The sequence below is a fragment of the Streptomyces sp. GQ60 genome (assembly GCF_059758875.1).
In genome coordinates, this window is the sequence record NZ_JCAXEG010000002.1 from 533,498 (window position 1) to 558,472 (window position 24,975).

20 protein-coding genes and 1 pseudogene are annotated in these 24,975 nt (G+C 72.3%); 12 read left to right on the forward strand and 9 right to left on the reverse strand.

What is annotated here, in order from left to right; all coding sequences use genetic code 11:
* Window positions 1–26 precede the first annotated feature (26 nt).
* Window positions 27–1,880, reverse strand: a complete 1,854-nt coding sequence (locus AC6CKD_RS07455; RefSeq protein ID WP_498325969.1) for a glycoside hydrolase family 35 protein — start codon at window positions 1,878–1,880, stop codon at window positions 27–29.
* A 148-nt stretch (window positions 1,881–2,028) separates the two neighbouring features.
* Between AC6CKD_RS07455 and AC6CKD_RS07460 the strand changes: the two genes are divergently transcribed.
* The 4 genes from AC6CKD_RS07460 (at window position 2,029) to AC6CKD_RS07475 (ending at window position 6,790) form a co-directional block, all read left to right on the forward strand.
* Complete coding sequence (locus AC6CKD_RS07460) at window positions 2,029–3,159, forward strand: LacI family DNA-binding transcriptional regulator (RefSeq protein WP_498325970.1); 1,131 nt, start codon at window positions 2,029–2,031, stop codon at window positions 3,157–3,159.
* A gap of 151 nt (window positions 3,160–3,310) precedes the next feature.
* Entirely contained in the window at window positions 3,311–5,731 is a 2,421-nt protein-coding gene (locus AC6CKD_RS07465) for a polysaccharide lyase 8 family protein (protein ID WP_498325971.1), read from the forward strand.
* Window positions 5,732–5,870: 139 nt separating this feature from the next.
* Window positions 5,871–6,578 carry a heparin lyase I family protein gene (locus AC6CKD_RS07470; protein ID WP_498325972.1) on the forward strand — a complete coding sequence of 236 codons (708 nt, stop codon included), beginning with the start codon at window positions 5,871–5,873 and terminating at the stop codon, window positions 6,576–6,578.
* Between the two features lie 71 nt (window positions 6,579–6,649).
* Window positions 6,650–6,790 (forward strand): hypothetical protein, encoded by a 141-nt coding sequence (locus AC6CKD_RS07475; protein ID WP_498325973.1) that lies wholly within the window; start codon window positions 6,650–6,652, stop codon window positions 6,788–6,790.
* A gap of 30 nt (window positions 6,791–6,820) precedes the next feature.
* Here AC6CKD_RS07475 and AC6CKD_RS07480 read toward each other — a convergent pair.
* Window positions 6,821–7,990, reverse strand: a pseudogene (locus AC6CKD_RS07480) (collagenase); the annotation flags it as partial.
* A gap of 528 nt (window positions 7,991–8,518) precedes the next feature.
* On the opposite strand from AC6CKD_RS07480, the gene AC6CKD_RS07485 reads away from it, so the two are divergent.
* Entirely contained in the window at window positions 8,519–9,400 is an 882-nt protein-coding gene (locus AC6CKD_RS07485; RefSeq protein WP_498325974.1) for a S1 family peptidase, read from the forward strand.
* Window positions 9,401–9,560: 160 nt separating this feature from the next.
* A complete protein-coding gene (locus tag AC6CKD_RS07490) occupies window positions 9,561–10,391 on the forward strand; it encodes a hypothetical protein (RefSeq protein ID WP_498325975.1) in 831 nt (276 codons plus the stop codon).
* Here AC6CKD_RS07490 and AC6CKD_RS07495 read toward each other — a convergent pair.
* Window positions 10,299–11,114: a sulfite exporter TauE/SafE family protein gene (locus tag AC6CKD_RS07495; RefSeq protein ID WP_498325976.1), complete on the reverse strand. Its 816-nt coding sequence runs from the start codon at window positions 11,112–11,114 to the stop codon at window positions 10,299–10,301. The two genes, AC6CKD_RS07490 and AC6CKD_RS07495, sit on opposite strands and share 93 nt — an antisense overlap.
* Before the next feature lie 221 nt (window positions 11,115–11,335).
* Here AC6CKD_RS07495 and AC6CKD_RS07500 point away from each other — a divergent pair, with 221 nt between their 5' ends.
* The 3 genes from AC6CKD_RS07500 to AC6CKD_RS07510 all read left to right on the forward strand — a co-directional run bounded on the left by AC6CKD_RS07500 (window position 11,336) and on the right by AC6CKD_RS07510 (window position 14,819).
* Complete coding sequence (locus AC6CKD_RS07500; RefSeq protein ID WP_498325977.1) at window positions 11,336–13,840, forward strand: ATP-binding SpoIIE family protein phosphatase; 2,505 nt, start codon at window positions 11,336–11,338, stop codon at window positions 13,838–13,840.
* 167 nt (window positions 13,841–14,007) lie between these two features.
* Complete coding sequence (locus AC6CKD_RS07505) at window positions 14,008–14,223, forward strand: OsmC family protein (protein ID WP_498325978.1); 216 nt, start codon at window positions 14,008–14,010, stop codon at window positions 14,221–14,223.
* Window positions 14,224–14,243: 20 nt separating this feature from the next.
* Window positions 14,244–14,819, forward strand: coding sequence for a putative glycolipid-binding domain-containing protein (locus tag AC6CKD_RS07510; RefSeq protein WP_498325980.1), 576 nt, complete (start codon window positions 14,244–14,246; stop codon window positions 14,817–14,819).
* Window positions 14,820–14,979: 160 nt separating this feature from the next.
* Here the strand turns inward: AC6CKD_RS07510 and AC6CKD_RS07515 are convergent, their stop codons facing one another.
* The 6 genes from AC6CKD_RS07515 to AC6CKD_RS07540 form a co-directional block, all read right to left on the reverse strand.
* A complete protein-coding gene (locus AC6CKD_RS07515) occupies window positions 14,980–16,392 on the reverse strand; it encodes a HAMP domain-containing sensor histidine kinase (protein WP_498325981.1) in 1,413 nt (470 codons plus the stop codon).
* The gene (locus AC6CKD_RS07520; RefSeq protein WP_498325982.1) at window positions 16,389–17,117 is read right to left on the reverse strand and encodes a response regulator transcription factor; all 729 of its coding nucleotides are present in this window, start codon (window positions 17,115–17,117) and stop codon (window positions 16,389–16,391) included. The genes AC6CKD_RS07515 and AC6CKD_RS07520 overlap by 4 nt, the downstream gene beginning before the upstream one ends.
* Before the next feature lie 27 nt (window positions 17,118–17,144).
* A complete protein-coding gene (locus tag AC6CKD_RS07525) occupies window positions 17,145–17,705 on the reverse strand; it encodes a hypothetical protein (RefSeq protein WP_498325983.1) in 561 nt (186 codons plus the stop codon).
* 99 nt (window positions 17,706–17,804) lie between these two features.
* Entirely contained in the window at window positions 17,805–18,566 is a 762-nt protein-coding gene (locus AC6CKD_RS07530) for a thioredoxin family protein (protein ID WP_498325984.1), read from the reverse strand.
* 292 nt (window positions 18,567–18,858) lie between these two features.
* Window positions 18,859–19,422: a hypothetical protein gene (locus AC6CKD_RS07535; protein ID WP_498325986.1), complete on the reverse strand. Its 564-nt coding sequence runs from the start codon at window positions 19,420–19,422 to the stop codon at window positions 18,859–18,861.
* Window positions 19,423–19,655: 233 nt separating this feature from the next.
* Window positions 19,656–20,519 (reverse strand): CAP domain-containing protein, encoded by an 864-nt coding sequence (locus AC6CKD_RS07540; protein WP_498325987.1) that lies wholly within the window; start codon window positions 20,517–20,519, stop codon window positions 19,656–19,658.
* 458 nt (window positions 20,520–20,977) lie between these two features.
* Between AC6CKD_RS07540 and AC6CKD_RS07545 the strand changes: the two genes are divergently transcribed.
* From AC6CKD_RS07545 to AC6CKD_RS07555, 3 genes are all read left to right on the forward strand, one after another.
* Window positions 20,978–22,189, forward strand: coding sequence for a hypothetical protein (locus AC6CKD_RS07545; protein ID WP_498325989.1), 1,212 nt, complete (start codon window positions 20,978–20,980; stop codon window positions 22,187–22,189).
* A 977-nt stretch (window positions 22,190–23,166) separates the two neighbouring features.
* Window positions 23,167–24,258, forward strand: coding sequence for a GNAT family N-acetyltransferase (locus tag AC6CKD_RS07550; protein ID WP_498325991.1), 1,092 nt, complete (start codon window positions 23,167–23,169; stop codon window positions 24,256–24,258).
* Between the two features lie 289 nt (window positions 24,259–24,547).
* Window positions 24,548–24,787 carry an MFS transporter gene (locus AC6CKD_RS07555; protein WP_498325993.1) on the forward strand — a complete coding sequence of 80 codons (240 nt, stop codon included), beginning with the start codon at window positions 24,548–24,550 and terminating at the stop codon, window positions 24,785–24,787.
* The last annotated feature ends 188 nt before the right edge of the window (window positions 24,788–24,975 follow it).

A 24,975-nucleotide genomic window follows, 5' to 3' on the forward strand; every position in this document is an offset into this window, starting at 1 on the left:
GTACCTTCGACACCGGGCGCCGCGGCCTACCAGACGGGGATGGGCGCGGGCGCCGCCGTGCCGAGGTCCGGTGCGTCGCGGAGTTCGACGGTGGTCCCGGGCCGGTGGAGTTCGAGGATGACCAGCGTGTTCTCGCCCGCGCGCCACAGGGGACCCGGTGCGTACAGCGTCTTCTGCGGGCCGCGCTCCCAGAACCTGCCCAGGGCGAAGCCGTTCAGCCAGACCATGCCCTTGGTCCAGCCGGGGAGGGCGATGAACGCGTCGGCGGCGGAGTCCAGTTCGACGGTGACCCGGTGGAAGGACGGGCCGTCCGGGAGCGCGCCGTGGCCGAAGCCGAGTCCGGACAGGTCGTCGAGGGGCAGCGGCCTGATCTCCCAGCCGAACTGGTACTGGTTGTCCAGCCTGACTCCGTCGCGGATGCCCTTGCGATCGGCCAGCAGGGGTCCGTAGTTGATCCGCCCCTGGTTCTCCACCAGGATGTCGAGCTCCGCACCGCCGTCGGGCACGGAGACGGTCAGGGCCGCGAGCGGCTCGTCCCGCTCCAGGAGCCCGATCTCCCGTCCGTCCAGGAAGACTTGGGCCCGGTCGGCCAGCCCGTCGATGCGCAGCGCCGCCTCGGGCAGGGGTCCCCGTAGGCGGGTCCGGTAGTGGATCAGGCCCAGGCACTGGCCCGCTTCCTCCATGGTCAGCGGTTCGACGTGGTGCACGGGCTTGGAGAGGGCGTCCAGGGAGTCGGCCAGCGAGACGCGTCCGTCCACGGGGAGCAGCCGGGGAACCACGCGCGGGGGCAGAGCGGGAGGTTCGTGGGTGACGGGGCCGGTGTGACGTCCGATGACCTCGCGGAAGAGGTGGAACTTGCGGGTGAGTTCGCCGGCCTCGCCGACGGGGGCGTCGTAGTCGTAGCTGGTCACGTCGGGCTGGTAGGTGGTGCCGTCGTGGTTGGCGCCGTTCCACCAGCCGAAGTTGGTGCCGCCGTGTCCCATGTAGATGTTCACCGAGGCGCCCGCGGCGAGCAGGCTGTCCAGGGTGGCGGCGGCGTCCTCCGCGTCGCGCGTGTGGTGCGGCTCCCCCCAGTGGTCGAACCAGCCGTGCCAGTACTCCACGCACACCAGCGGCCCTTCCGGCTGGTACGTGCGCAGGGTCGCGAGCGAGCTCTCGGGGCGCGAGCCGAAGGTCCCGGTGGTCAGGACGCCGGGGATGCGCCCGCCGAGCTGGAACCCGTGGTCGGCCCCGTCGGTGGTGAAGAGCAGGCAGTCGATGCCCCGTCGGACCAGGCCGTCGCGGAGGTGTTCCAGATAGCCGGTGTCGTTGCCGAAGCTGCCGTACTCGTTCTCGACGCCCACGGCCACCACCGGCCCGCCCCGGCTGCCGAGCAGGGGGGCCAGTACGGGGGCCAGGGTGTCGAACCACGCGTCGACCGCGGCCAGGTACGCGGGGTCGCGGCGGCGGATCCGGATGGTGCGGTCGGCCAGCAGCCATCCGGGCAGTCCGCCGAAGTCCCATTCGGCGCAGATGTACGGTCCCGGCCGGACGATGACGTCCAGGCCCAGGTCGCCGGCGGTCCGGATGAAGGCCGCCACGTCGTTCGGCCCGTCGAAGGTGAAGGCGCCGGGCCTGGGCTCGTGGACGTTCCAGGCCACGTAGGTCTCGACGGTGTTCACGCCCATCGCGCGCAGGCGCAGCAGGCGGTCGGCCCAGAGGCCGGGGTGCACCCGGAAGTAGTGGATGGCCGCGGAGACCATCCGGTGCGGGCGGCCGTTCCGCAGGAAGCCGGTCTCGTCCGTGGTCAGCGTCGTGAGCGGCGTCGCGGCCGGCGTCGTGAGCGGCTGCGGGATCGGCTGCGGGATCGGCTGCGGGATCGGCGGGTGGGACGGCTTCATGTGCGCGCTCTCTTTCGGTGACGTCCGGTGGTGCTCGACTCGTCGGCCGACAGGGTTCCGGCGGAAGGAGAACCCCGCATAGAAAGCGCTTTCTACGGGCCGCGGATCACGCTAGGCTGAAGCGGCCCGAGGGGTCAAGGGAGATCGCATGCGGGAGAGGGTCGACGAGCGGCACAAGAGGGCACTGCGGCTCGTGCGGGAGCACGGGAGCGTGCGGGTCTCCGACCTCGCCACCCAGCTCGGAATCTCCGTGGAAACCGCGAGACGGGACGTCGCGGCGCTCTCCGACGCGGGGCTCGTACGGAGACTGCACGGCTCGGCCCTGTGGCCGACGGCACGACTCAGCCCCCGAGAGGCGCGCCTGGCGGGCGAGGCGCCCCCGGTCGCACCCCGCGGTCTCGTGCTCGGGATGCTGGTTCCCGCGGTCGGCTACTTCTACCCGTCGGTCATCCGCGGCGCCCGGGACGCCGCGGCCGACGTCGGCGCCCGGCTGCTCGTCGCGACCGCCGAGTACGACAGGGACCAGGACCGGGTGCGGATCGACGCGCTCATCGAGGCGGGCGCCACCGGGCTTCTCCTCACCCCCAGTTGGGGCGTGGCCGGCCCGGCCCCCGACGACCTCCAGGAGCTCGCGGACCTGCCGGTCCCCGCCGTGCTCGTGGAGCGGCACGTGCCGGCGGGCTCCCCCGGAGCGGAGATCGACCGGGTCAGCTCGGCCCATGCGGACGGCGCCGCCGCCGGCGTCCGCCATCTGGCGGCCCTCGGCCATCGCCGCGTGGCCCTGCTGGCCCGCGCCACGCACACCTCGCCCGCCCTGCGGCAGGGGTACCGCGCGGCGGTGGGCTCCCTCGGCCTGCCCGAGGACGACCTCTCCCCCGCCGGAGGGCTGGAGCCGGGCGAGATCGAGCACGTCGAGCGGCGCCTCGACCGGCTGCTCGACCTCGCCTCCGCGGGCGAGGTGCGCGCCGCGCTCGTCCACCCTGACTCCGACGCGATCAACCTGCTCCGGCGGCTGGCGGCGCGGGGTCTGCGCGTACCGGAGGACTTCGCCGTCGTCTGCTACGACGACGAGTTGGCCACGCTGGCGGACGTGCCCCTGACCTCGGTCGGACCCGTCAAGGGCGCGGTCGGCGCGGCCGCACTGAAGCTGCTGCTGCGCCGGATGGAAAACCCCGGGGCGGAGAGTTCGCACGTCGCACTGCTGCCGCGGCTGAAGGTACGGGAGTCGTGCGGCGGCGGCGGCCTCATCGACAGCCGGCCCCCGGGCCGGGCCGGCTGACCCGAACGGCGCCCCGCTGACCGCTTCTTGACCGAACGAGAGCGGAGCATTGACTTCCGGTCATCGGAATCGAAGTCTGGCCAACCAGCGAGACCAACCGCCGCACCGGAATCCTCCGCACCGGATTCCGCCGCACCAGATGGGTTCCTCCATGACTTCTTCCGCCTGGCCCCGTCGTACCTTCCTGCACGCAGCGGGGGGCGGCGCACTCTCCCTGGGGCTCACGGGATGGACGTCCCTCCCGGCCGCGGCGGCCGAAACGGCCACGGCCGCCGCGGAGTTCACCGGACTGCGCGCGAAATGGCGGGACCTGATCCTGGGCACCGGATTCAGTCCGACGGCCGAACCCTTCAGGACACTGCTCGCCAACCTCGGCACGACGGCCCGCGGCTACCTCTCCACGATGACCCCCGCCGCCGGCTCCCTGTGGCCCGGGGTGATCTGGACCGACCCGGATCCGGACCTCGACGCGGAGTCGTACTCCTTCTCGGCCCGCGTGAACGACAGCTACACCAGGCTGAACGTCATGGCCCAGGCCTTCTGCCAGCCCGGGACCGGGCTCACGGGCGACACCGCCCTGCTCGAAGCGATCATCACCGGCCTCGAACACGTCCATGACGAGGTGTACAACCCGGCCACCGTCCCGTACGGCAACTGGTGGAACTGGCAGATCGGCTGCCCGCAGGCCCTCATGGACACCTGCGTGCTGATCCACGAGCACCTGACGGAGGACCAGAAGGCCCGGTTCTGCACGGCCGTGGACCGCTTCCTGCCCGATTCGGCCGTGGCCGCGTACACCGGAACCAGCACCGGCGCGAACCGGGTCGACCTGTGCCGCGGCATCATCCTGCGCGGGGTCGTCGGCGAGGACCCCGACAAGATCGCCCTGGCCGCCCGGGCCCTGACGCCCGTCTTCCCGTACGTCACCACCGGCGACGGCTTCTACGCCGACGGCTCCTTCATCCAGCACACCTCCGTCCCGTACATGGGCGGCTACGGCTCGGTGCTGCACGACGGCGTGGGCCGGATCCTCGCGCTGCTGCGCGGATCCACCTGGCAACTGAACGATCCCCACACCCAGCTCTTCCTCGACACCGTGAAAACGGCCGTCGCACCGTTCATCTACAACGGCGTGATGATGGACAACGTCTCCTCCCGGGGCATCAGCCGTCAAGGCGGCAACGACCACCTGCGCGCCCACGGCCTCCTCGCCACCCTCGTCCTCCTCGGCCAGGGCGCCTCCCCGGAGGAGAACGCACGGTGGCGCGCCATGGTCAAGGGGTGGCTCCGGCGCGACTACTACTACCCCGCCCTCAAGAACCCCGGGCTGAGCCTGGTCCGCGGCTCCTTGCTGCAGGGCCTGCAGGACGACACCTCGGTCGCGCCGGCTCCCGAGCCCGTCGGGCACCGGCTGTTCCACAACATGGACCGGGTCACCCACCGGCGCCGTGGCTGGGCGGCCTCGGTCAGCATGGCGTCGAAGCGCGTCGCGCACTACGAGTTCGGCAACGGCGAGCACGCCCGCGGCTATCACACGGGCGCCGGCTGGCTGTCCTGGTGGGGCAGCGACTTCGGCCTGGAGCAGTACTCCGACGCGTACTGGCCGACCGTCGACCCGTACCGGCTCCCCGGCATCACGGCCTCCCGCAAGCCCCTCGACGACGGGCAGGGCGGCAACTGGGGCGCCCCCCGTCCGGACGCGGCCTGGGTCGGCGGCACCACCGACGGCGAATTCGGCGCCACGGGCCAGCACCTCAAGGGTCTGGCCAGCACGATGAGCGCCAAGAAGTCCTGGTTCTGGCTGGACGACTCCATCGTCTGCCTCGGCGCCGGCATCGGCTCCACCGACGGGTTCCCCGTCGAGACCACCATCGACAACCGCCACCTCGGAACCACCGGCGCCCCGGCCCTGACCGTCGACGGCGGGCAGCAGCCGGCCGCGCAGGGCTGGACGGCCGCCTTCGAGAACGCCGCGTGGGCCCACATCGAGGGCCAGGCCGGCTACGTCTTCCCCGCCGGGGCCAGGGTCGGCGCCGTACGCGAGGAACGCACCGGCGCCTGGAAGGACATCAACACCGGCGGGTCCGCCGACCCGGTCACCCGCCGCTACCTGACCCTGTTCACCGACCACGGCACCGATCCCACGGACGCCGAGTACGCCTACGTCCTGCTGCCGGGCGCCAGTGCCCGGACCACCGAGCAGCGCTCCCATGACCGGGGCTGGCTGAAGATCCTCGCCAACACCGCCGACCAGCAGGGCATTCGCGTCGCCAAGCTCGGCTTCACGGCCGTCAACTTCTGGGCACCGGGAACCGTTGACGGGATCACCGCGAACGCCCCCGCCTCCGTCCTGATCCGGCAGAACCGCAACGGAACCGCGACCGTCGTGGTCTCGGACCCCGCGCGGCAGGCGACCTCGCTGGAGGTCCGGTGGAACCACCGCGTCGCCACGATCCTCTCCAAGCCGTCCACCGTCACCGGCGCCACCACCGGCGACGCGCTGACCCTCGCGTTCGGCGACCTCACGGCCCGGGCCGGAGCGCCGCAGAGCGTCACGGTCCGACTCGGCTGAACCCCGGGGCGGCGCGGCCCGCTGGTGGCGGCGGGCCCCGCCGCCACCCCGGGAGTTGACAACGTTGCCAACCCGCCCGCAGGCCCCCACACACACCCACTCACCCAGTCCCTCGCTCCCACTCCCCCAGGAGGGCTTCATGCAACGAAGCAACGTCCGACTCCTCGCCCCCACCGCCCTGGCCGCCGCGCTCACCTTCGCGACGACGTCGCCCGCCCAGGCGGCGGCCGAGTGGGACGGCGACGCGGACAACGGAGGGACCGCCGTCTTCGCCACGGTCATGTGCGACGACCCCTCGTACGTCTACCAGCCCGACTGGAACGACGGCCGCGGCAGGATCTTCGCGTTCACCAAAGCGGTGGGCTCGGAACGCTGCGAGGGACTGGGCATCGCCGGCCGGACCCTCACGGACGGCAGAACGTACTGGTTCGGCTGGGAGTCGATGACCAAGACGGGGGACGCGCAGACGGTCTTCCAGTGGAAGTCGTGGGGCACGGACGCGGAGCAGGACCAGAACTACCCCGTGCTGATGAAGGTGGAGGACGGCCGGCTGAAGATCTGGTACGTCGCCCCGGGCGAGGAATGGATCGCCGCGGGAAGCGCCCCCTGGACTCCGGGCGCCTGGAACAAGATCGAGCTGGGCATCGACGCCCGTTCGTCCAGCAGCGGTTCCTTCGCCCTCTACGTCAACGGCCAACTGGTGGCCGACCGGCACGACGTACGCACCTGGGACCTCAAGGGCAACGTGCCGCGCTGGGGGACGTACGGCTCGACCATCACCGGCGTCGAGTCGGTCAACTGGGTCGACGGACTGAAGATGGGCACCACGCGCGACGACGTCGACTAACCCGTCGTCGTGCCGTTGACGGCCCGCGAGGCGGACGTGCGCTCGACGCGGTCGCGGACGGGCCGTCCAACATGGGTATGGGCCGTCGGCTGGTCATCGCCGAGGCCACGCTCACGACCCGCCTGCCACGGGTCTTCGCCGAGCCGGACGTCAGCGACCGGACCCACGCGGTGGCCGTGGCCCTGGAGCGTGGACTTCTGGTCCGCCGCTGACGTCCTCGCGCCGGGCGCGACGGCCCTCCGTCAGCCCCGCAGCGGACCCTCGCAGGTGTAGGGCGAAGTGCCGGCGCTTCCGGCGATCGCGGCCGGGCCGAACCAGCAGTTCATGTCCTGGAAATTGGTGCCGCTGCCGAGGGCGCGCTCGATCAGCCGGCTGTCGGCGGCAGCGGACATGTCCTTGAAGACCAGGTCCGGATTGGTCGCGCCGCTCAGCGTGGCCGTCAACTGGCCCGTGCACACGAACCGCCGGTTGGTGCCTGCGGCGCCCGTGTCCGCGCACTGCGGCGTGGTCCCGCTCGACGCCGTGAACGCCGACTGCACCTGGGCCGCGGTGTCGTGGGTGAGGGTCGCGGTGGGCTGGAACGCCGTGTTCGGCACGTACAGGTCGCCGACCTTGGCGATCTGCTCGTCGAGGAAGGCGTCGTACCCGCTCTGGACGGCCGCGTCGGCGCCGAGGCGGTTCCGCCAGGCGTCGAATCCGGTGACGTCATTGGACCGCAGGAACCGGTACATGGCCTGGAGTTCGGAGGGCTTGTCCCGCCACAGGTACTCATAGAAGGTGCCGGCGTAGTCGTAGAACCGGAAGCCGTCCCCAGCGTAGGTCGCGTGCAGGAGTTGGTCCACGGTCATCCGCGGGCCGCCGGCCGCCGTGTCGTCGATGACCCCCTGGACCAGGGACTTGCGCACCGCGATCCCGTCGTCGCGGGTGGCGCCGTCGAAGAACTCCGCGGTCCCCTCGTCCATCGCCGTGGTCCGGTCGCCGCTGTACCAGGCTCCGGAACCGAAGGTTCCCGGGACGGCGAAGCGGCCGTTGAGGTAGTGGGCGTACTCGTGCCGGAACAGCTCCTCCAGGGTCAGGGAGGAGTCCTGGGGAACGCGCCGCTGGTACGTGTAGAAGGTCGCCGTGGACTCGATGTACATGCCGCCGTTGTCGGTGGTCAGACCGGTGAGCACCGGCTGGTACGCGACGTAGTCGGCGCGCGAGGCGTAGAGCACGATGGTGAGGGTGCTGTTGGTGTCGCCCGCGAGCGGCTGATCGGTGCCGAGTACGCGGTGGTACTGCGCCTTGACCTGCTTGCTCGCGTAGTAGAGCTGGTCGACCGTGGCCCGGTCGAGCGCGGTGCGGACCTTCATCGCGCCCTTGTCGTAGGTGTACGTGTACGGGAAGAGCCGGGCCTCCAGCTCCGCCTTGCACTTCGGCGAATGGCAGGCGCCCCCGCCCGCGGCCTGGGTGGCCTTCGCGGCGGTGGCGGCCCGCTCCACGCGGTCGTGCTTGTCACGGCCGGACTTGGCCGGCGCGGGTCCCGCCTTCGCCGCGGCAGCGGGTGCGGATCCCTCGGCTGCCGGCACGGCGGCGGCCTGGGCGGTGGGGAGCGCGGACAGTGCGAGCGTCGCGGCTATCGCGGCGGTGAGCAGGGACGTACGCACGGATCTCGGAGCGCGCAACGGGGTCTCCTGACGGGTCGACAGGGGTGGATAGGGCAGTGACGCGTAACATAGCAATGTGAAATTGCACTGAGAACCCCTCAGGCACCATCGGCTTTTCTCGGCCACGCGCGCACCGGGGACAGGCCGCACCGGATGACCCGCGGACGCAGTCTTGTGCGCGGCGGCGCGCCTCCACATACTTCACTGGCAGCGCCTGTCAGGGACACGCCAACCCCTGAATGCGCCTCACAGGGCCCCCACCCCATGGGCCCCGACGCTCCGAGGAGGAGATCAGTGAGGATCACGCGCACCAGTTCCCCCACCCGCACCGCACGGCGGGCCGCCTTCACCGCCGTGGCCACCGGCCTGCTGACGGCCGCCGCCCTCACCCTGCCCACCGCCCAGGCGGCGACCCCCCAGTCCTTCGGTGCGACACAACTGGCCAAGGTCGACCAGGCCGTCCTGAGCGCCGATGTCGGCGGCACCGCATGGTACGTGGACCAGGCGGACGGCCGGGTCGTCGTGACGGCCGACAGCACCGTGTCCGCCGCCGGCCTCGCGAAGATCAGAAAGGCGGCGGGGGCCGACGCGGGGGCGCTGCGGATCGAGCGCACCCCCGGGAAGTTCACGCGTCTCCTGGGTCCGGGCGATGCCATCTACGGCGGCGGCTACCGCTGTTCGGCGGCGTTCAACGTCGTCAGTGGCAGCACGTACTCCTTCCTGACCGCCGGCCACTGCGGCAACGTGGTCAAGACCTGGTACACCAGCTCCGCCCAGAGCACGCTGATCGGACCCACCGTCGGGTCCAGCTTCCCGGGCAACGACTACGCGCTGGTCCGCTACGACAACGCCTCGCTCAGCCACCCCGGCGGCTTCACCGCCGCCAACGCCTACGTGGGCGAACCGGTCAAGCGGAGCGGCTCCACCACCGGCACGAGGAGCGGAACGGTCACCGCCCTGAACGCCACCGTCCACTACAGCGGCGGCGGCACGGTGCGCGGCATGATCCAGACCAACGTGTGTGCGGAGCCGGGCGACTCGGGCGGCGCACTGTACGACGGCACGAAGGCACTCGGCATCACGTCCGGCGGCAGCGGAAACTGCTCGGTCGGCGGCACGACGTTCTACCAGCCGGTGCCCGAGGCCCTCGCCAAGTACCGGGTGTCCCTCCTCTGAGACCAGCCCGCACCGGTCCGACAGGTCGATCAGAACCCCGGCTCCCTCCCGCAGCGATCCGAAGCGGAGAGCGGAACCCGGAAGGCGCCCGCCCCGGACTCACCCCCCGGGGCGGGCGCCCCTGGTTGAGCGGTGGCCGGCAAGCCACTTGAATGCCGTCGTGACCACGAAACCTCTGGGCAGCCCACGGACCATCGCCGGACGGGCGTCGCTCGCCGAGGTCATGGGTCGGCTACGGCACCGCAGACCGGTCTTCCACTCCGAGGCCGACCTCCAGCACGGTTTCGCGCGGGTCCTGTGGGAGCTGGCGCCGGAGGTGGAGTCCAGGCTCGAGGTCCCGCTGCGGCGATCGGAGAGGACCGAGCACCTGGACCTGCTCTGCATCGGTCCGAAGGCGCGCACCTGCGTCGAGTTCAAGTACTTCACCCGCCGCTGGAAGGGCGTGGCCGGTGTCCCGGCCGAGGCCTACGACCTGAAGGCGCACGCGGCCACGGACCTCGCCCGCCTCCACTTCGTCCGGGACATAGCCCGACTGGAGCGCTTCTGCCGGGAGACCGAGCAGAACGGTCTCGCCCTCATGCTGACCAATGACCCGGCTCTGTGGACACCGCCGGCTCCCGGCCACCGGCCCACGCGTGATCACGAGTTCAGGATCCATGCGGGGGGCGAGCTCGCCGGAACCCGGCTTTGGGCGAACGGCACGTTCCCGAAGAACACGTGCACGCTGGACGGAACTTATCGGCCGGCCTGGGAGCCGTACTCCGAACAAGGCGGGGCGGGCGGCGAGTTCCGCTATCTGGCCGTGTTCGTCGAGCCGTCGGCCGACGGAGCCGCGTCCGGTCGGGCACCGCTTCTCTGCGCCGGTCGAGGCGGGTCGCGCTCGGCGGCGTCGGTCGTGTCAGTCGTGTCGGGCGAGCTTGACCGCGGAGGCGAGCAGGATCACGGCCAGCAGGGGGACGAGGACGAGGTCCGGAAACACTCCCAGCAGTAGTCCGCCCAGCACCGCGCCGGTCATCGAGCCCGCTGCCATGACCGCGGTGAAGCGGATGTTGGCGCCGAGGACGGCGAAGCTGCCGTCACGGCTGTAGCGGGCGAAGGCGACGAGCATGGTCGGCAGGGAGACCAGCAGGGAGAGGCTTCCGGCGGTCTTGACGTCCTCGCCGAACAGCAACACGATCGTCGGGATCAGCAGTTCGCCGCCGGCTACGCCCATGATCGCGGCGACCACCCCGATGCCGAACCCGGCCGCGACCCCTGCGGGGATCCGGGCCCAGACCGGCAGCGCGAGCGTGTCGAGGGTGGTGGTGTGGGTGAGGACCAGGGCGGCGGCCATGACGACCATCAGCGCGGCCAGCACCTTGTAGAGGGTGGCCGAACGCATGCGGACCGCCCAGCCGGCCCCGGCCCAGGCGCCCAGGAGGCTGCCGGCCAGCAGATTGGCCGCGACGGGCCAGCGTGCCGCGACGTCGGCGGCCGGCACCACCGCGAGCCGGGCGGGCAACGCGACCAGGACCACGACCAGGCTCAACGCCTTGTTCAGGATGACGGCCGAAAGGGCGGCGAACCCGAACAGTCCGATCAGCAGGGGCAGGCGGAACTCCGCGCCGCCCAGGCCGATCATCCCGCCCAGCACTCCGATCGCGGCTCCCGCGCCGAAGACGACGGGCGCGGAGTGCGCGGGACGGAGCGAGGTGAGGTTCTGGTCGGTGGCCATGGACGGCATCCTCGCTGGTGGCGCCCCCTCCCTGCCATGGCAAGGAGGCACCGGGTGTCCGCTCGGGGTTCGTCCGGATATCCGACATCATCGGGGGCCGGCTCGCCGGGTCCTTCATCTCGCTGCCGCCACCACCCGTACCGGATGGCGTAACGCCTCTGGCCCTCCTTCCCGACATCGACCAGCATGAGCAGCGGGACCGGCGGACGAAATGGGCACGCATGCGCGCCACTGAGGGCAACCAGGACTATCCCTTCGCTGTCACGAACACGGCCGCGGCGCTGCTGGACGGGGCCGGGACGATCGTCGCCTGGACACCGGCCGCCGAAGCCCTCCTGGAGCGCCGGTCCGCCGACGTGTGCGGCCGGCCGGCACGGGAGCTGCTGGCGGACGCGGGCAGCTGGGAGGCGGTTCTGGCCCAGGGCGCGCGGGGAACACGGGAGGGGTGGGAAGGCCGGGCCACGGTGCGGCACGGCTCGGGGCGCGAGCTGGAGGTCGGCTTCCGTGTCATCCCGCTCAACGACGGCGTGCCGGGGACCCCGGCCCGCTGCCTCGTGCTCGGCTCCCCCCTGGAGCTGGTCGCCCGGTGGCGGCAGGACCACGCCTTCACGCACGAACTGTTCCTGCAGGGCCGGGTGGGCCTGGCCGTCTTCGATGCGGACCTGAGCCTGCTTCGGACGAACACGCACCTGCTGCCGTACACCGGCGTGCCCGTCGACCTGAACGGCCGGCGCCTCGCGGATTTCCTTCGGGCCGAGGACGCGCGGGTCATCGACGACCGGCTGCGGGAGGTCCTGCACAGCGGGAACCCCCTGATCGGCTTCAACACGACCGCGCGCACCCTGGACGACCCGAGGGGCGGCCGGGTCATGACCATCCAGGCGTTCCGGCTGCAGGAACCCGACGGACATCCGATGGGTGTGGCGGCGGTGTTCACCGACGTCACCGACCACGAGCGGGCGCGTGGGCGCCTGGACCTGCTCTACCGCGCGACCGGCGCGCTGGGCGGTTCGCTGTCCGTCCTGCGCACCGTCGAGGACCTGGTCGAAATCCTGGCGCCCGCGTTCGGCGATGCTGCCGCGGTGGATCTCGCGGAGACCATTCTGACCGGCGGTGAGCCGGCCGCCGCCGGCGGGCGTCCCACGGCGCCCCTGATCCGGATGGCCGTCGCCGGAGCGGAAGCGGACGTGCTGCGGACGGGTACGGCCCACTTCACCGCTCCTCTCGCCGCGGCCGGGACCGACCCGGGCGGTAGCGACCCGGGCGGTAGCGACCCGGCCGTGACCGACCCGGCCGCGTCCGCGGCACGGGAGTGCCGGGGAGAGCTGGTCACCGGCCTCGGAACCCGGCCCTCTGGGCCCGGGAGCGACCCTGTCCCGGAGTGGGCGGCCGCCGTCCCCGGGGCGCATTCGGCGATGACGGCGCCGCTGTGCGCACGGGGCGTCGGGTTCGGAAGGATCACGCTCTGGCGCACCGGGGACACTCGCCCGCTGGACGAGGACGACCTGGCGCTCCTGGAGGAGATCGCCGCCCGTGCGGCCGTCGCCGTGGAGAACGCGCGGCGGTACACCAAGGAACGCCGCATCGCCGTGGGCCTGCAGCGCAGCCTTCTGCCGCCGGCCACCTCCGAGACGCCCGCACTGGAAGCCGCCGGCCTCTACCTGCCCGCCGACGCGGACAGCGGAGTGGGCGGCGACTGGTTCGACGTCATCCCCCTGTCGTCCGCCCGGGTCGCCCTGGTGGTCGGGGACGTCGCCGGTCACGGGCTGCACGCCACGGCCATGATGGGACGTCTGCGCAGCGCCGTGCGCGCGATGGCGGACCTGGAACTGGAACCCGAGGAACTGCTGGCGCACGTCGACGACATGGTCCTGCAGGTGGCCGCCGAGGCGGAGAGCGACGACTCGGATGACGGCGACGCGGGCACGCCGCTGCGCAGCGGGCCGGCTGGTGCCACCTGCCTGTACGCCGTCTACGACCCGGTGACCCGAAGGTGCGTCATGGCGAGCGCCGGACACCCGCCTCCGGCCGTGGTCGACCCGGACGGAACCGTGGAGTACGTCGAGCTGAGCCCGGGCCCGCCCCTGGGGGTCGGGGGCTGGCCCTTCGAGCCGGTCGAACGCGATCTGCCGCCGGGGAGCGTCCTCGCCCTGTACACCGACGGCCTGATCGAACGCGGAGTGGGGGACATCGACCAGGGGATGCGCGACCTGGCGGACCGCCTGCTGCGCGCGGACGTACTCGGCCGGCCGCTGCGGCAGGCCCGGCACGACATCGTGGAGGGGTTGCCGCCGGGCCGGCTGAGGGACGACGTCACCCTCCTGCTGGCCCGTACCCGGGTGGTGGACGAGGGCGCCATCGCGACATGGCTGCTCGACGCCGACCCGGCGGTCGTCGGCGACGCGCGCCATCTCGTCCTGGACCAGCTGACCGCCTGGGACCTCGACGAGCTCGCCTTCAGCACGGAGCTCATCGTCAGCGAGCTGGTCACCAACTCCATTCGGCACGCCGGCGGCCCGGTCCGGCTCCGGCTGATCCGGGCGGACGCCCTGACGTGCGAGGTGTCGGACTCCAGCAACACGCAGCCGAGGATGCGGCGTGCGAGGAGCCACGAGGAAGGCGGTCGCGGGCTGTACATCGTCGCGCAGCTCTCGCACCGCTGGGGCAGCCGCTACACCGCGGGAGGCAAGACCGTCTGGTCCGAACAGGCCCTGCCCCCCGTGTGAACACGAGCCGTGCACTCGTAGAAGGTGCCCGGCGTCGGGGCGGTGGCCGCGGGCCAGGGGTGAGGAGGGGCACCGCCGGTGACGCCCCGGACGGCAGCCGCCGTTGCTGGAGGGCCGTACCGGATCCGTCCGCACGGACGACGGGCGTCTGGACGTCCGCCGCGCGCGTGGCGTGCGAAGTACAGCTCGGCACCACGGACACGCCGGCGGGCTACGGCCTGGCGGTGTCCCTCACCGTCAGCCTGCCCGGCCGGCGGGCGGCGGACCTCCAGCCGTTGCTGCACCGGGCGGACGCGGTCTGCCCCTACGCGCAGGCAGTACGCGGCAACGTACCGCTGACGCTCCTCGCCCTGGACGACCCCGCCTCCGCCGACGGGGCTTGAGCTGCCGGTACGGTGACGGCATGAGCGGATCCCGGCGCCTCGTGCGCACCTGGGAGGTCTTCCCCGGCTCGGGCTACTCGACCGCGTGGGTCGACCTCGCCCAGGGCGCCTTGACCGCGCGCGGGCGCTCCGTCGGCCTGGACCCCGAGCCGTACTGGCTGGCGTACACGCTCGAAACCTCCGACGGCTACGTGACCTCGCGCCTCCACGTGACCGTCGAGACGGCGGCGTCGATCCGTGAGCTGGACCTGCGGGCCGACCGCGGACGCTGGACCGCTGACGGCGCGTACCGCCCCGATCTCGACGGCGCGCTCGACTGCGACCTGGGCCTCTGCCCGCTGACCAACACCATGCCCGTGCTCCGCCACGGCCTGCACCGGCGGCCCGGAACCGGACCGCACCACTTCCTCATGGCCTGGGTCTCCGTCCCGGACCTCGCCGTCGGCGCGAACCGGCAGACCTACACGCCTCTCGCGCGCGCCGGAGACGGCGCGCTCGTCCGCTACGAGTCCGGCGGCTTCCGCGCGGACGTCGGCTTCGACGACGACGGTCTGGTCCTGGACTACCCGTCCCTGGCGGCCCCGTTCACAGCATGACGTGCTTGACCTGGGTGTAGTCCAGGAGGCTCGACGATCACGATCTGGCGGGGCGATCGCGCCGGCCCCCGGGATCGCCCCGTCTTCCCCGAGATCGCGCCGGCGTTCAACCCCGGGGCCTCCCCGGCGCTCTGACGGCGCGGCGGCCCGGGGCGGGCCTTCACCGGGCTCGGTAGGCCCGCGGCCATCCCGTACGCCGCCGCGAGGCGCGCGGCCCGCGCCCGGACGGCAGGGGTGCGGCCAGGCCGAAGACCACGGTGATCCGGGCTCCGCCGCGGGGGCCGCGGGCGATGCGCACCGAGCCGCCGGTGACGGACCCGGCCCTGCGGGCGATGTCGAGGCCGAGCCCCGAGGAGCCCGTGCTGCTTCCGCGGGAGAGGGCCTGGTCCGGTTCGGGGATGCCCGGACCGGCGTCCTCCACGACCAGTTCCACGGCCTGGGCGGTACGGGCGACGCGCACGGCGAACGGGGTACCGGGCGGGGTGTGCCGGAACACGTTGCCGATGAGCGCGTCCACCACGGCGGCGACGTCGTCCTCGGAAAGGCCGACCGCCGCGGGCTCCTGGGTGAGGTCGAGGGAGCAGGGGCGGTCCTGCTGCTCCGCCAGGACCGCCCAGAAGGCGGTCCGGCGGCGTACGACGTCGGCGGCCTCGCAGCGGGGTCCGGCCGGTCCCGGACGCGTGGCGTGGTGCGCCGTGCCCGCTTCCGGGCCGCGCATGCCCTGCCCCATCGGGCCCACGGCGAGCGGGGTGCGGGCCGCGGTGATGATGGCCCGGAGTTCCGCTTCCAGTGCGCACACGGCGGCCTCGACCCTGGCCGACTCCGGTGAGCCGGCCATGCGTTCCGTAGCCAGGTGCAGGGCCGTCAGCGGGGTGCGCAGCCGGTGGGACAGGTCCGCGACCAGTTCGCGCTCGACGGCGAGCAGTTCGGTCATCCGGTGGGCCATGGTGTTGAAGGCGATGCCCGCCTCGCGCAGCTCCCTCGGCCCCATGGGGTCCACGCGGGCGTCCAGATTGCCCTGGCCCAGGGCCTGGGAGGCGTGGGCGAGCTTCTTGGAGGATCTGACGACCTTCGCGCCGAGGCGGTCCGCGACCAGTACGGAACCGCCGACCAGCCCGACGGCGAGGAGGAGCATGACCGTCCAGGAGGCCGTGACCCCGCGGGTCAGCTCCTGTTGGGGGACGAAGTTCTCGATGACGGCGACCTGGTCGCCGGGCAGGACCACCGGCTGCAGGCAGATCCAGCCGCCGGGAACCCCCTCGGATATGGACTCGCGTCCCTGCTGGGCCCGTTCGAGCAGCGCCTTGGGGGCTCGGGACGCGCCGAGGGCGGGGGCGTCCGGCAGGTGGACGACCAGGTACTCGGACGCGTCCAGACTGGCGGCGGATTCCCGCAGGGCGGACGGATCGGTGGTCAGCGTCAGTACGGGGGCCAGGGCGGCGGCCCGCTGCTCGGCGGCGGTGACGCTCTGCTCCTTGACGAGCGACATCACCAGGGCGGCGAGCGGTATGAGGAAGGAGAGGGCGACCATGGACGTGACGGCGAGCGCCACGCCGGCCAGGGAGCGTCTCACCGCGGTGCCACCAGCTTGATGCCGACGCCGCGGACGGTCAGCAGGTAGCGCGGCGCCGCCGCGCGTTCGCCGAGCTTGCGGCGCAGCGACGACAGGTGCACGTCGACGGTCTGGTCGTCCACGTACGGCTCGCGCCAGACCTCGGTCAGCAGCAGCCGCTTGGAGACGACCTGGCCGGTGTGGTGGGCGAGGAAGGCCAGGAGGTCGAACTCGCGGCGGGTGAGCCGGAGTTCGCGGCCGGCCAGGTACGCGGTGCGCGCCCCTGGGTCCACCGCCAGCTCGCCGACGGTGGTGGGGCGCAGCGGTTCGGCCGCCGCCGGCCCCGCACCCCGGACGCCGTGCGCGGCATGGGCGGGCGGCAGGTGGCTGGTGCGCCGCAGGACGGCGGAGAGGCGCGCGACGAGCTGGCCCCCGGAGAAGGGTTTGACCAGGTAGTCGTCGGCGCCCGCGTTGAGGAGCCGGATGATCTCCGCTTCGTCGTCTCGGGCGGTGGCCACCAGCACGGGAACGGAGGATATGCCCCGGATCATGCGCAGGGCGTCTCCTCCGTCCAGATCGGGCAACCCGAGGTCGAGGACCACCGCGTCGACGGGCGACTGGGTGACCTCGCGCAAGGCGCCGAACCCGTCGGCGGCGCTGCGTACGGCATAGCCGTGCTCCACCAGGACTTCGATCAGTGACTGGCGGATGCTGGGGTCGTCTTCGACGACCAGGACGCTCGGCATGGGCACACCTTAGGTGAACGCTCGTTCCTACCGGTCGCCGAAGGCCGGGCCCTCGTCGGTGACGCGCAGGTGGAGGGGCCGGTCGGAGACCGGGATGGTGCAGCCCTCCTCCGAGCTGCAGCTCGCGTACCCGAGCAGTACGGTCGCGTCCCCGTTGCCGTCCAGGCGGACGGGCAGTGTGGTGGTGACGGGTCCGTCCGGGTAGACGGGGACCGGGGCGTCGACGCCGGGCACGCTGATCGTCCGTACGTCCGCCGCGGCCGTCAGCTTCCCGTCCGCCCGCAGGACGCCGGCGACGTCCATCGAGGTCGGCCGGCCCACGCCCTCGATCCCGTCGGCCGGCAGCTCGGTGCTGTACAGGTGGAACCCCTTCTGCTCGGGGGTGAAGACCGCGGTCAGGGTGGCCCTCGGCGGATGCCAGTCCGACACCGAGAGCGTGACGGTGACCCCGTTCTCGGTGAAGCTCGTCATGGGCGCGGAGGCGGCCCCGGCGGGCTGCTCGCCGCATGCAGTGAGCGCGGCCAGGGAGAGCAGGGCGGCCGCGAGGCGGACGGCGCGGGAGGGGTGCGCGTACGGGGAGACGTTCATCGGCCGTGCTTTCGTCAGGGTGAGGGAGGGAGGCAGGGGCCGTGGCCGGCCCTGTTGCGCGCGTACGAAGGACTGCGCCGACGAGCGGTCCCGGTCGTCTCACGGCGCCCACTGGCGGAGGAAGGAGTTGATGCCGTCCGGGGTCAGGGCGGGATTGCCGGTGACGTGGGTGTCCGTGCGCACCGTGCCGGACGGGGAGACGACGACCAGGACGGGCATCTTGTACGTGCCGCCCGAGGGGCTGTACGTGCGCAGGAGCGCGGAGTTGGCGGAGCTGTCGCCGCCGATGTCCACCTTGACCAGGTGGTACGAGGCTCCGAGGATCGAGGCCGTCTGCGGCTGGGCGAACACCTTGTCGGCCGCCTTGCAGTTGCCGCACCAGTTGGCACCGAAGTCGAGCAGCACCATCCGCCCATCGGCCTTGGCCGCGCGCAGCGCCGCGTCGATCAGCTTCTTCGCGTCGGCCGAACCGTCGTAGCCGGGGCCGGGTATGCGGGCCGCCGGGGCGGGCGTCGCGGAGGTGCGGGACGGCTTGGGGGCGGGCTTGGCCGACTGGGCGCGCGAGGGGGCCGGCTGGGCACCGGCCGGCGCGGACGCCGACGCCGAAGGCGTGGCGGACGCGGTCGGGGACGCATCGGCGGACGCCGTCGCGGACACCGACTCCGTCCCGGCGGGGAGGGTTTGCGAGGGCTGTCCGGCCGTGGCCGGCGCGGCGGCGCCGGTGGACTGGGCGGACGGACCGCACGCCGCGGTCAGCCCGACGGCGACCACGGCCGCGGCCACCAGGGGCAGCCGCACGCTCAGCGTGGCGGCGGAGCGAAGGCGCGGCGTGCGACGGGCGGCACGGACGGTTCGGAGCATGCGAGAAGTCATGGCGAAGACACCCCAGGGCACGGTTCGGAATACGGGAAGGGCGAAGCGCCTTCCGGATCGGTGAAGCCGAGGGCGCGACGGCCCGACGGGTCGCCGAGGCGGTCGTGCCCGGGCACCGGAGGCCGCTCGGCTGACGCGAGCATAGGACCGCCGTGGGCCGCTGGAACCGGGTGGGCGCGATCTTGAGGTTCCCCTAAGGAACAGCTCACCTTCCGCTTCACCGGAGCTCGGACGACGAGTTCGCACAAGGGGGGTGAAAACCGGAAAACGGATCAGTCGGTCAGAGGGACGTCTCGCGCACGCTGGCCCTCGCCGACGGAGTGACCGTAGCCGTGACGACCGAGCGGTGGTCCGCGCTGGTGAACGTGACGATCAGGGTGTCGTCCGCGGTCTGCGACGTACCGGCCTTGTAGCCGCGGCCCGGTACCGCGGAGATCAGGCACACGCCGCGGCTGCCGTAGCGCACGGTGACCTTGCCGCCCTCCGAGGGGACGGTGTAGAGGCCCGGCCCGCCCCCGCCGCAGTCGACGGGCGGTTTGGATGCCGTCGTGCGGGGCGTTCCCGTCGGGGCCTTCACGGGGGCGGGCGTCGAAGCCGGGGGTGACGGCCGCCCGGTCACGGAGGGCGAAGCGTCGGGGGTGGCGCTCGGGGACTGAGGGGCCGGCGACTGGCCCTGCGCCGCCTGCCAGGCGGGCGGCGTCTCGATGACCACGGGGGCGGACCGCGCGACCGGAGGCGTATGCCTGGTCGAACCGACCACGAACTGGACCGTGGCGAGCACGGCGGTCACGCTGGCGGCCGTGCACGACAGCCATATGATCAGGTAGCGCGGAATTCGGGGCACGGCCCCATAGTGGCCGACCCGCCGGGCCGCCCGTCACCGCCTCCCCCGTACGACCCGGCCGCGCCGAGAAGGCCCCGCACGGCCCCGGATCGGGCCGGGAACGGCCCCGGATCGGGCCGGGATCGGGCCGGGATCGGGCCGGGAACGGGCCGGGAACGCCGACGTCCTCCTGACCCGCGTGCGGGCCGGAGGACGTGCGCCGGACCCCGGGGGAGCGGGGCAGGTCGGATTTCCTACCTCGGTGTTCCGAAGTTCTGCGTCCACCAGGGGCCGCCGTCGCCCTTGTGGAAGCCTATGCCGATCTCCCGGAAGTCGCAGTTGAGGATGTTGGCCTTGTGGCCGGGGCTGTTCATCCACGCGTTCATGACCGCGACGGCGTCCGCCTGGCCGCGGGCTATGTTCTCGCCCAGGCGGGACCAGCCGTATCCGGCGGCTTCCACGCGGGTGGTCATGGTGGACCCGTCGGGTCCGGTGTGGGACATGACGCCGCTGCGGGCCATGGTGTCGCTGTACGCCCGTGCCGCGGCGCTCAGCTTGGCGTTGGAGGTCAGCGCACCGCACCCGGCCGCGGCCCGCTCCTTGTTGACCAGGGAGAGGACCGCGGACTCCGTGGCGGAAGCACCGGAGGAGCCGGCCCCGCCGGAGGAGCCGCCCGAACCACCCGAACCCGAACCACCCGACCCACCCGAACCGCCGCCGGTCGTCGCGGCGGGCGTACGGGCGGGCTTGGGCTTGGCGGGCGGGGTCGACGCCGCGGGGGCCGGGCGGCTTTCCGCCGCCGACGTCGTGGGGGCGGCGGATCCGGTGGCCCCGGCGGCGGGCGTCGCGGACGGCATCGCGCCCGTCGCGGACGCCGCGTCCGCGGAGAGCGTGGGGGCCGCGGGAGCGGGAGTTGCCGTCGCCCCGTCACTGCGTGAGCCCGCCGCCCCGGACTTCTGCACGCTCGCACGTGCGCCCTCGTCGGAGTCGGCCACCGCGACGCCGACCGCCACCACCGCGGCCGTCGCGGTGAGGGACAGCACGATGCGGGTACGCACCGTCTTCTTCCGTCGCGCCTCGACTCGGGTCGGCGTTCCGGGGGTTCGGCTGCGGCTCATGCCTGTGGCACCTCTCGGCGAAAAAGGGAGGACGGGTCCCCGAGCGTAGGCTGACGACCAGCGAGAACGGTGTCCCGGAGGCGTTCTTCAAGGTCCCTTAAGGAAGCCCGCAGACTCTGCACAGGAACGACGGCGGACCTCGACCGTCCGGGCGGGCGGATGCCGCGCGGCCGGTCCGGGGTGGCCGAGATGCATATATCGCACAGGGCGGTTGCACCGCTACCTTCCGTCATACGCACGGCGCGGTGATCACTGCCCGGACCCGTCCCGCGACCGGCGGACCGGGGCCACCTCGTCCTCATCGCAGATCTGGCGTCGCAGCCGCCGCGCAATCCCCACCCGACTCCAGTGAGGGCACAGCGCGACCGACGAAGCTGCCGACGAAGGGGAACCATGCCATGACGTCCGGACCCGGATTGTCAGGGACCGTGAGGGCCTACCGGGAAAGCCTCGGTTTCATGCCCGCCGGCCCCTGGCGCCGAGCCTCTCTGTGGCTGCTCGACCAGCCGGAGTACGCAGCGCGGTGGCGCCGGCTCATCGGGCTGGAGGAGCTGGTGCGCAGGACCGACGTGCTCCTCGCCGGCCTGCCGCTCCGTCCCGACGAGGTCGACGTCCTCGTCGGCCACAGCACGCTGATGAACGTCCATCAGCTCTACGAGGTCGTGTCCGGCAACCTCGCCATCGGCCTGGGAGAACCTTCCGCCGGACACGACGCCGGGAGCGACCTGCTGCGCAGGTTCAATCCGGCCGCGGTGACCTGCCTGCGCACGATGGACCCCCTGCCGGCCAGGAAGGCCCTGCCCGACTGGCAGACCGCCGCGGGCCGGATCTCGGCCCCCGTCCACAGCAACAACGAGGCCGAGCACCGGTCCTTGGCCGAGGCCTACCTGAAGGCCCACCCCGAAGAGGACGCCCGCGCACTGGAGTTCTCCATCGCGCCCAGCCTGCTGGCGAACATCGAGTCCGGGATCGCCCTGGCCGACGCGGTACGCGACCTGGCCACCCGGGAGGTGTTCATCACCGGTCTCACCGGGCGCTACGACGCGGTCCAGCGGCTGGTCACGGACCGGCCGGCAGCTCTGCCCGACCTGATCGCCACGGGCACGGACAGCATCATGGTCATCTCGACCCTCGCGTACTACACCGGCTTGATCAACGAAGTCGTCCGCCCCCTCCCCCGTTACGCCCGAACTCTGCGGGACGGCAGCCTGGAACGGTTCTTCACCGCCGCGGCGCTGCTCGTACGACTCGTCGACGACGTCGGAACCCGGCTGCTGGAACAGGACGGGCACGATCGCCGGCTGCTGATCGCCCGGCTGCGCGCCCGCGCCGGCAGGGAGCCGGACCTCACCCTGTCCGGCGTGCTGTGGAAGGCGCAGGCAGAGGAGGGAGTTCTGCTGCGGCTGAGGAAGGACGTCCGGTTCGGTGAGTTCAACATCTGCCTGGACGGCATCCGCGGCCTGCCCGCCGCACCGGCCCTGGCCCTCTTCGAAGCCCGGCTGGACCATGTGACGACGCTGTACCGGCGCACGCTCACCTCACTGGCCAAACGCGCCGACGAACTGGAGCGGCGTACGGGCAGTCCGCTGGCCGGAGCTCCGGCGCTCCGCTTCGTCGCGTTCCACCAAGAGCTCTCCCGCAAGGCGTTCGAGGCCCAGACGGGCGACTAGCCCCGTTCCAGGTCTTCGACCCGGCGTTCCCCACCATCGGGCTTCCCTAACTCGGTCAGCGCGGGGACGCGGACGGCAGCCCGGTCCGCGACCACCGGCTACCGCGCTGTGCCGCCGGCCCGGAGACCGCCATGGCTCAGGGGAACCCTTTAGGGCGCCGCCTAGAGCGAAAGTTCGAGTACACCAGCCGTCTCATTCCACGGCGCGGTGCATGGTCTCTCGCCGAGTATGGGTCCTGTCATGACGGCCTGCTCGTTCCTGTTCCCCTCGCGTCTTCTTCTTCCCTTCGCTTCGGCGTCCGCAAGAGGAGTGACGCGGGCTGGACTGTGCGCCGCGGCCCTGCCTGGAGCCGGAAGGCCGGGCTCGCTCAGCACCGACCTGAGCGCCATGACCGTCGCCCGGGCGGCCACCTGCTGGTGGTTCGCTCATCTCAGGGGCGCTCCTGAGTCTGCGTCGGCCTCTTCCCGCAACGGCCCGTGGGGCGTGCCCTACCTCGCCCTGACTCTCGCCGTCGGCTGGGCACTGCGCGCCGCCGACACCGCCTGCGCGCGGCTGGTGAGCGCGGTGCGGGAGAAGCTGGGCTCCTTGGCCGTACGCCTGCGCGCTCCGTTCGTCCCCCGGATCACCCCGAGAGACGTGCAGGATCCACGGCCGATCGTAGATCCGCGAAGCAGCCCGAGGGGCGCATCCCCTCCCGAAGTCCTCCTGGCCGACGAGGTGGTGCGCCGGGGGCCGCCCCGGCGTCCTCTCCCGTGGCTGCCGACGCTTCGGCAGTCGTGAGGCCACAGGCGACCACGCATCGCTCCCCCGCTTCACCAACGAGCAGGGTCTGCCGAGCGGAAACCCTCCCGGCTCGCTGACGACGACGCCGGGGCCGTGCCCGTGCCCCCGTCGTCCTCGGCCTGGCCGGTACCCGCTGCGCGTGGAGAGGCAGACCGGTCGTAGCCCCGTGAGTAGTCCGAGCAGCAGGAGCCGACATGACCACCCGACGCATCGACGTGATTCACCCCGCCGACATGAGCCCCACAGACGTGGAACGGTGGGGCGAGCTGCGGGCCAGGACGGCGCCCGTGGCCAATCCCTTCATGAGCCCGGAGTTCTGCCAGGCGATCGGCCGTGTCCGGCCGGGTGCGAGGGTCGCGGTCGTACGCCAGGACGGCGAGCCCGCCGGCTTCTTCCCCTTCGAGCGCGCACGGTGGGGCCGCGGCCGCGCGATCGGCCTGGGCGTCTCCGACTGCCAAGGCGCCGTCCTCCACCCCGACCTGCACGTGGATCCGCACGAGCTGCTGCGCGCCAGTTCCCTGACCGTCTGGGAGTTCAACCACCTCGAAAGCGGCCAGGACCTGTTCCTCCCCTTCGCCACCGGGCGGTTCGCCTCGCCCGTCATCGACCTCACCAGCGGCTACGTCCACTACGAGAACCTGCTCCGCACGCGCTCCCGCACGTTCCTCAAATCGACGCGGGCACAGGACCGCCGCCTGGCACGGCAGGTCGGACCGCTGAAGTTCGTGTTCGACGAACGAGACCCGGCGGCCTTGCGGACGCTGATGGCATGGAAATCCGCCCAGTACCGCCGAACAGGCCGACGCGACCGGTTCGCCCAGGACTGGATCAGCAACCTGGTGCGCGACCTCGCCGACACCACCACGCCCGCCTGCTCGGGCCTGCTATCGGTGCTCTACGCAGGTGACAGGCCCGTCGCCGCACACTTCGGAATGCGCTCGCGCACCGTCCTGTCGTGCTGGTTCCCCGCTTACGACCGGAACCTCGCCACGTTCTCCCCCGGCCTCGTTCTCCATCTCCGCATGATCGAGGCCGCCGCTGCCGCCGGCATCGAGATGCTCGACCTCGGCAGGGGTGACGCCGCCTACAAGGACTCCCTCAAGACACGAGAGCTCATGGTGCACGAAGGCGCCCTCCTACGGCCCAGGCCCGGTGCGGCTCTCCACTGGCTCAGTCGCGAACCGTCACGTGCCGTCCGCCGCTTCGTGAGGGAGCGTCCCCGGCTCAAGGCCGCAGCCGTACACACCCTGGAGAGGCTCGGCGAGATCCGTGACCGCCGCCCCTGAAATCCCGTACGAACGGAACGGAGCCGCCCTGCCCGCCACCTGTGCTCCACCATCTGCGGGCATTCGCCCGCCGGATCCGAGTCATAGCGAACCGCGATGACACGGAGGGTGGGCAAGGCGGGCCGCCGCAACGCATAGTCGAGGCATCTTCGCCTCGGGTCGTCGGCGCATCGCCGTACCAGGGCGCTCCCCCATCCCGCTCTTCCCGCTCTGGAGCCCCGCCATGTCCGCAGCCGCCACCCGGTCCCCGCACCAACGAACCGCGGGGCGACTCCCGGTAGTCCTGTTGATGGCCGGCAGTTGCCTGCCCGTCCTCGGAGCGGTCCTCCTCGCGCCGGTTCTGCCCCGCATGCGGGACCACTTCGAGGGTGTGCCCGGTAGTGGTGCCCTGATCCCCCTCGTCCTCACGGTCCCAGCCCTGTCGATCGCCTTGCTCGCACCCTTCGCAGGGGTCCTCCTCGACAGGCTCGGCCGGAAGCGTCTTCTGGTCGTCGCCACGGTCGACGGCTTGCCCCTGCTGGTCGCCTGAGCGGTGCTGAACTGCGTCGGCACGGGTCTGCTGTTGCCGGCGTTGGTGACCCGGGGCATGTCCAGCCTCGGATTCTCGGACCGTGGACGCGGCATGGGGTTGTGGACTGCGGCGTTCTTCCTCGGCGAATTCCTCTGCCCGTTGGTCCTTCTCGGGGGCGAAAGAGCCGCGGGAAACCTGGCGATGGC